The 5248-nt window shown below is 72.6% G+C and carries 6 protein-coding genes; 5 read left to right on the top strand and 1 reads right to left on the bottom strand.

The window, feature by feature from the left end; genetic code table 11:
• The first annotated feature begins 193 nt into the window (after nt 1–193).
• From HG543_RS51210 to HG543_RS51190, 5 genes are all read left to right on the top strand, one after another.
• On the top strand, nt 194–856 hold the full coding sequence (locus HG543_RS51210; protein WP_169352283.1) for a hypothetical protein: 663 nt from the start codon (nt 194–196) through the stop codon (nt 854–856).
• Between the two features lie 67 nt (nt 857–923).
• Complete coding sequence (locus tag HG543_RS51205) at nt 924–1880, top strand: GNAT family N-acetyltransferase (RefSeq protein ID WP_169352282.1); 957 nt, start codon at nt 924–926, stop codon at nt 1878–1880.
• Between the two features lie 20 nt (nt 1881–1900).
• Nucleotides 1901–3043: a hypothetical protein gene (locus HG543_RS51200; protein WP_169352281.1), complete on the top strand. Its 1143-nt coding sequence runs from the start codon at nt 1901–1903 to the stop codon at nt 3041–3043.
• 20 nt (nt 3044–3063) lie between these two features.
• Nucleotides 3064–3384, top strand: a complete 321-nt coding sequence (locus tag HG543_RS51195) for a YkgJ family cysteine cluster protein (protein ID WP_169352280.1) — start codon at nt 3064–3066, stop codon at nt 3382–3384.
• Nucleotides 3385–3439: 55 nt separating this feature from the next.
• The gene (locus tag HG543_RS51190) at nt 3440–4411 is read left to right on the top strand and encodes a hydrolase (RefSeq protein ID WP_169352279.1); all 972 of its coding nucleotides are present in this window, start codon (nt 3440–3442) and stop codon (nt 4409–4411) included.
• On the opposite strand, the gene HG543_RS51185 is transcribed toward HG543_RS51190, so the two are convergent.
• The gene (locus tag HG543_RS51185) at nt 4408–5031 is read right to left on the bottom strand and encodes a hypothetical protein (RefSeq protein WP_169352278.1); all 624 of its coding nucleotides are present in this window, start codon (nt 5029–5031) and stop codon (nt 4408–4410) included. The genes HG543_RS51190 and HG543_RS51185 overlap by 4 nt on opposite strands.
• Between the last annotated feature and the right edge of the window lie 217 nt (nt 5032–5248).

Here is a 5248-nt window from a genome sequence, read left to right as displayed (position 1 = left end):
GGGTGGGGGCAGGCGTCTGGGCCTGCAGGGACGTGGCAATCAACAGCGCTGCGGAAAGCATCGGGTCTCCAGAGTGTCGCGGGGCCAGCGGGCAGTGAGTGGGCCCGGGCGGCCCCCTTCCTGCTCCAAAGAACGTCAACCGTTCAACTCCTTGTGATTCAATCCGGCAATCCTGGATCTCCACGAGGCCTACATGAGTCCCGCCCGACTCCTGCTGTTGTTCCTCCTGCTGCCGGGACTGGCCACCGCCCAGCGAGTCACCGTGCCGGTGGATGTGGGCGTGGGCCCCGCCGCGTTCCTCTTCTTCGGGCCCGTCTTCGAGGACCAGCCCATCCACACCGGGCTGAAAATCTCCGTGGAGGCGGTGCTGGACAAGGAGTGGCTGAGGAAGAACCAGCGCCTCATCCCCCGGCGCTACCGGAAGCAGGCACAGGGCCTGGACGAGATTCGCATCTCCCCGTCCATCCTCATCCCGGACTCGCTCATCATCTCCCCCAAGCTGCGCGACACCGGCATGTACGGCGCCACGTGGAAGCCGCTGTCCCTGGGCCTGCCGCTGTCCTCCAGCCCGGCGCGCTTCTCGGTGGGAGCGGGGCTCCTGCTGACGTACGCGTACCTGCACTCGGACACGCTGGAGGACACCCACTTCCTGCGGCCCGGCGCGTCGCTGGGCGTGGACCTGGAGCTGATGGCCTCGAAGAGCTTCCTCGTGGGCGTGGGCTGGGAGTCCGTCTTCTACGTGCCCCAGGAGCTCGGCGGGCTCGGGCTGCCGGAGCGGCTGCGCGACGGCATCTTCCACGTGGGCCAGGCCTACCTGCAGCTCCACTTCCGCTTCCCCTACACCACGCGGCTGTGAGCCCTCGCGGACGGGCGTCCGCCGTCGCGAGTGCGCGCGGGGACGGGCGCGGCTACCCTGCGCCGCCATGCACCTGGTCCTTGCCACCGAAGCGCAGAAGGCCGAGCGAGACCGCGTCACCCACTCCGCCTGGGGCTCCCCGCTCACCGTGGAGCAGTTCCACCAGCGTGAGGTGCGGCTGCGCGCCCACCCCTGGTGCCGCGAGGGCATGCGCACGTGGCTGCTGCTGGACGACGACGGCCGCGTGCTGGCCTCATGCGAGAGCTTCCACAACGACAGCTTCCTGCTCGGCCCGGACGGCGAGTACGCCGCGGGCGACAGCTTCTCCATCGCCAGCGTCTTCACCGAGGAGTCCCTGCGCGGCCGTGGCCATGCCTCGCGCATGATGGACCTCGTGGCCGCCGAGCTGGAGCGCGCCTCGCCCAGGGGCCACGCCGCGGTCCTCTTCTCCGACGTGGGGGCGCCGCTCTACCGCCGCTCCGGCTACGAGGAGACGCCCGCGTGGGACTGGAACCTCCAGCCCCGCGCCGACCAGTCCACCCGACACGTGGACGCGCTGCTGAAGGACGCGGACGTGCCCGCGGCGCTCCAGCGGATGCGGCGGCCGAGCGTGCCCTTCTTCCTCTGGCCGAGCCCCGCGCAGATGGACTGGCACCTGGAGCGCGAGCGCATCTACGCGGAGATGCTCCGCCGGCCCCGCCCCGAGGCGTGCGGCGCGACGGTGGGCGACTCCACCGCGCTGTGGGCGATGATGGCCCGCAGCGGCGAACTGGTGGTGCTGATGCTGGACGTGCGCTGCGAGGCGGACGCCACCGCGCTGCTGGACGCGGCCTGCGCCATGGCGCGCAAAGCCGGGCTGTCCAAGGTGGTGCTGTGGGAGGAGCCGGGCACCATGCCCTGGGTGGCCCGCGTGCCCGGAGCGGCGCGCGTGGCGAGAGAGGGCTCGCTGCCCATGGTGCGCCCCCTGCGTCCCGGGCTGCCCGCCGCGCCGGACGTCCCCTTCCCTCGCGCGCTCTGGGTGTGAGCGCCGGGTAGGATGCCGCCATGGCCAAGCGCACCCGCATCATCGAGGGGACCTGGAACTGCACCTCCTGCGACACCCAGGGCATCCCCGCGCGCCACAAGGTCTGCCCCCACTGCGGCAACCCCCGCGAGCTGACGGGCAAGGAGTCGGAGTTCGACTTCGGCGGGGTGGACGCGAAGAGCGGAAAGTCGCTGCGCGAGGGCGTCACGGACAGCGCGGCGCTCGAACTGGCCGCGGCGGGCGAGGACTGGTTCTGCGCGTACTGCGGCGCCGCCAACCGGGGAGACTCGCCGCGCTGCAAGCAGTGCAGCGCCGAGCGCACGGACGACGCGAAGGCGTCGGTGGGCCGCGAGCTGCCCTCCCCCGCCCAGGCCCGGCCCGTGGCCGCGCCGAAGAAGCCGCTGGGGAAGAAGGCGTGGCTCGCCCTGGGCCTGCTGTTCTCCTGCTGCTTCGGCTCCGCGCTCTTCAGCCTCTGGGCGGGTAGCACGCATGAGTTCGCCGGCAGTGTCACCGGCACCGCGTGGAAGCGCTCCGTGGTGCGCGAGCGCTTCAGCCCGGTGGTGAAGACGGGCTGGCGGGACGAGCTGAGCACCACCCCACCGCGCATGCCCGTCAACGGCGCCGGAGAAGCCGCGGGCGTGGCCAACGTGCGCGACTGCGCGTCGCGCCAGCGCGGCACGCGCCGGGTGCCGGACGGCACGGAGCGGGTGTGCCGCACGAAGACGCGCAAGGTGGCCTGCGGCACGGAGGAGAAGTGCCGCCGCCGGGACCAGGGCAACGGCTTCGTGGAGGAGGTCTGCGAGGACGTCACGAAGTACTGCAGCGAGAGCTACGAGGACTGCCAGACCGAGACGCGCTACCGCACCGAGCCCGTCTTCGCGCAGCAGTGCCGGTATGACACCTACGAGTGGAAGGAGCAGGACCGCCGCGAGCTGTCCGGCACCGATGACCGGCCGCGCTGGCCGGAGCTCCCGGCGAGCGGCGTGGACCGGCTGCGCCGCGAGGAGACGTACTCCGTGCGCGTCCGCTACGAGGACGACGGAGAGAAGGAACACGTGCTGGAGCCGGGGAGCGAGCAGGAGTTCCTGACGTGGAAGAAGGGCCAGGGTGTCAGCCTCACGGTGACGAACCTGGGGAAGGTGGAGAAGGTCGTCCCGCGTTGAGTCGCCGAGGTTCTTCATCCATGGAGTGCACCCGCTGTGGCGCCTGCTGCGTGGCGCCGGACATCGCCGCGCTGGACAAGCCGCTGGGCCTGCGCTGCCCCCACCTCACCGAGGACAACCTCTGCTCCGTGTACGAGCGGCGGCCCTCCGTCTGCCGCCAGTACGAGGCGGACGAGGTCTGCCGCCTCATCGAGGCGCCGACGCTCGACGAGCGCGTGCGCAAGTACCTGGACCTCTTCGGCCTCACCGCCGAGGCGGAGGCCGTGCGCGAGCAGGGCTGTCCCTCCATGCGCGCCGCGCGCCGCCTGGCGTCCGGGCGGCCGCCTCCCCGCCGCGAGTAGACGGTTCACGCCATCGTCCCTTGTCCCGGGGGCGCGCGGGCGCTATCCCCGGGCCGTGCGATTCCAGCCCACCCAGCCCTTCGTCCCCGCGCCCGGTCTGGCCAACGAGCACGCGCAGACCATCTACGCCTCGCTCGTGCGCCCCACCCACGCGCCCACGGTGCGCCGCGAGCGCCGCGAGCTGCCCGACGGGGACTTCGTCGACCTCGACACCTTCGACGGGCCGCGCGGCGCGCCCCACGTGGTGGCGCTCCATGGCCTGGAGGGCTCGTCCCAGGCCGGCTACATCACCGCCGTCCTCCGCGGCGCCGCCGAGCGGGGCTGGGGCGCCACCGCGCTCAACTTCCGCTCGTGCAGCGGCGAGCCCAACCGGCTGGCGCGCTCGTACCACTCGGGCGACATCGACGACGCGCTGCTCGTGCTGCGCGAGGTGCGCGAGCGCGTCACCGGCCCCCTCTTCGCGGTGGGCTTCTCGCTGGGCGCCAACGTGCTGTGCCGGCTCCTGGAGGACCAGGGCGAGGCCGCGCCCGTGGACGCCGCCGCCGCCGTCAGCGCGCCGTACGACTTGGATGCCTGCTGCCGGAAGCTCGACGGCGGAGGCCCCTTCCACCTGCTGTACCGCGAGCGCTTCCTGCGCACGCTGAAGAAGAAGGCGCGCGAGAAGCTGCGCCGCTTCCCCGGCGCCTTTGACGGCCAGCGGATGGAGGCCGCGCGCACCATCCGCGCCTTCGACGACGCCGTCACCGCGGTGCTGCACGGCTTCGGGAGCGCCGAGCGCTACTACGCCGAGGCCTCCTCCGGCCCCCGGCTGGGCGCCATCCGCAAGCCCACGCTGCTGTTGAGCGCGGCGGATGACCCCATGCTGGAGGCACCCGTCATTCCTCCCGCCGCCACGGACAACCCCCAGCTGAGCGTGGTGCTCACCGAGCGCGGAGGACACGTGGGCTTCGTCGGAGGCCGCGTGCACAAGCCCCAGTTCTGGGCGGAGGACCAGGTCCTGGAGTTCTTCGGCGGCTTCGCGCGCTAACCGAAGGACAGGAGGATGCCCAGCTTCGCGGTGGGCCGCACGCTGCGCACCCGCCAGGGCCGGGTCTCTTCCGGCGCCAGCGCGCCGCGGAAGGGGTCGTCCAGGCCTTCAATCCCGGGGCCGTACAGCTCGATGAAGCTGAAGCCCCCGCGCACGAAGAAGGTGAGCCGCTGCTGGGGCGCTCGCATCTCGAAGCCGAGCAGCGCGCTCGCGTACGTGTAGCCCACGCGCTCGAAGGACGGACTGGGCAGCAGCGTGCGGTCCGCCAGCCGGCGCTCCACGCAGCGCGCGTCCGCGGGCCTCGCGTGGCCCAGCTCGAGGCTCAGCGCCGGCGTCAGCCACCCGCGCAGCGGCAGCAGCGTGAGCCCCGCGCGCGCGCCAGGACGCATGCCGTTGTGCGTGCCTCCCAGGTGCAGCCGGACGAGCTTCGTCGGCTGGAACGAGACGGACAGCCCCGCGCCCTCCGTGACGCCCGCGTCCAGCATCAACCCGAAGGGCGCCAGCCGCTCCGGGTCCTGCGTCCGGCGCCGGACTTCCCCCGCTGGCGCCAGGTCCGCTGCCGGCGCCACCTGCGCCGTCAGCATCAAACTCAACGCGGTGAGCGCGGACACCGCCCCCATGAACCGCCTCCCACTCCACACCATCGCCATCGAACGCGACCGCCCCCCACGGGCCGCCGCCAACGCTCCGCCTCGCCCAACCGCCTCAGATGGACCGTCCCCAGCGCGATGCCGCCGCTCCCGGGAACCCCGCCCCACAACCACCCGCCAGGAGAAGATGGACCGGACTCCGGGAGGCCCCCACCTCACCGGAGTCCGTTCCCTCCCCCACCACGAG

Source organism: Pyxidicoccus fallax (assembly GCF_012933655.1).
Classification (GTDB): Bacteria; Myxococcota; Myxococcia; order Myxococcales; family Myxococcaceae; genus Myxococcus; species Myxococcus fallax.
This window is presented reverse-complemented; position numbering and strand designations above follow the sequence as displayed.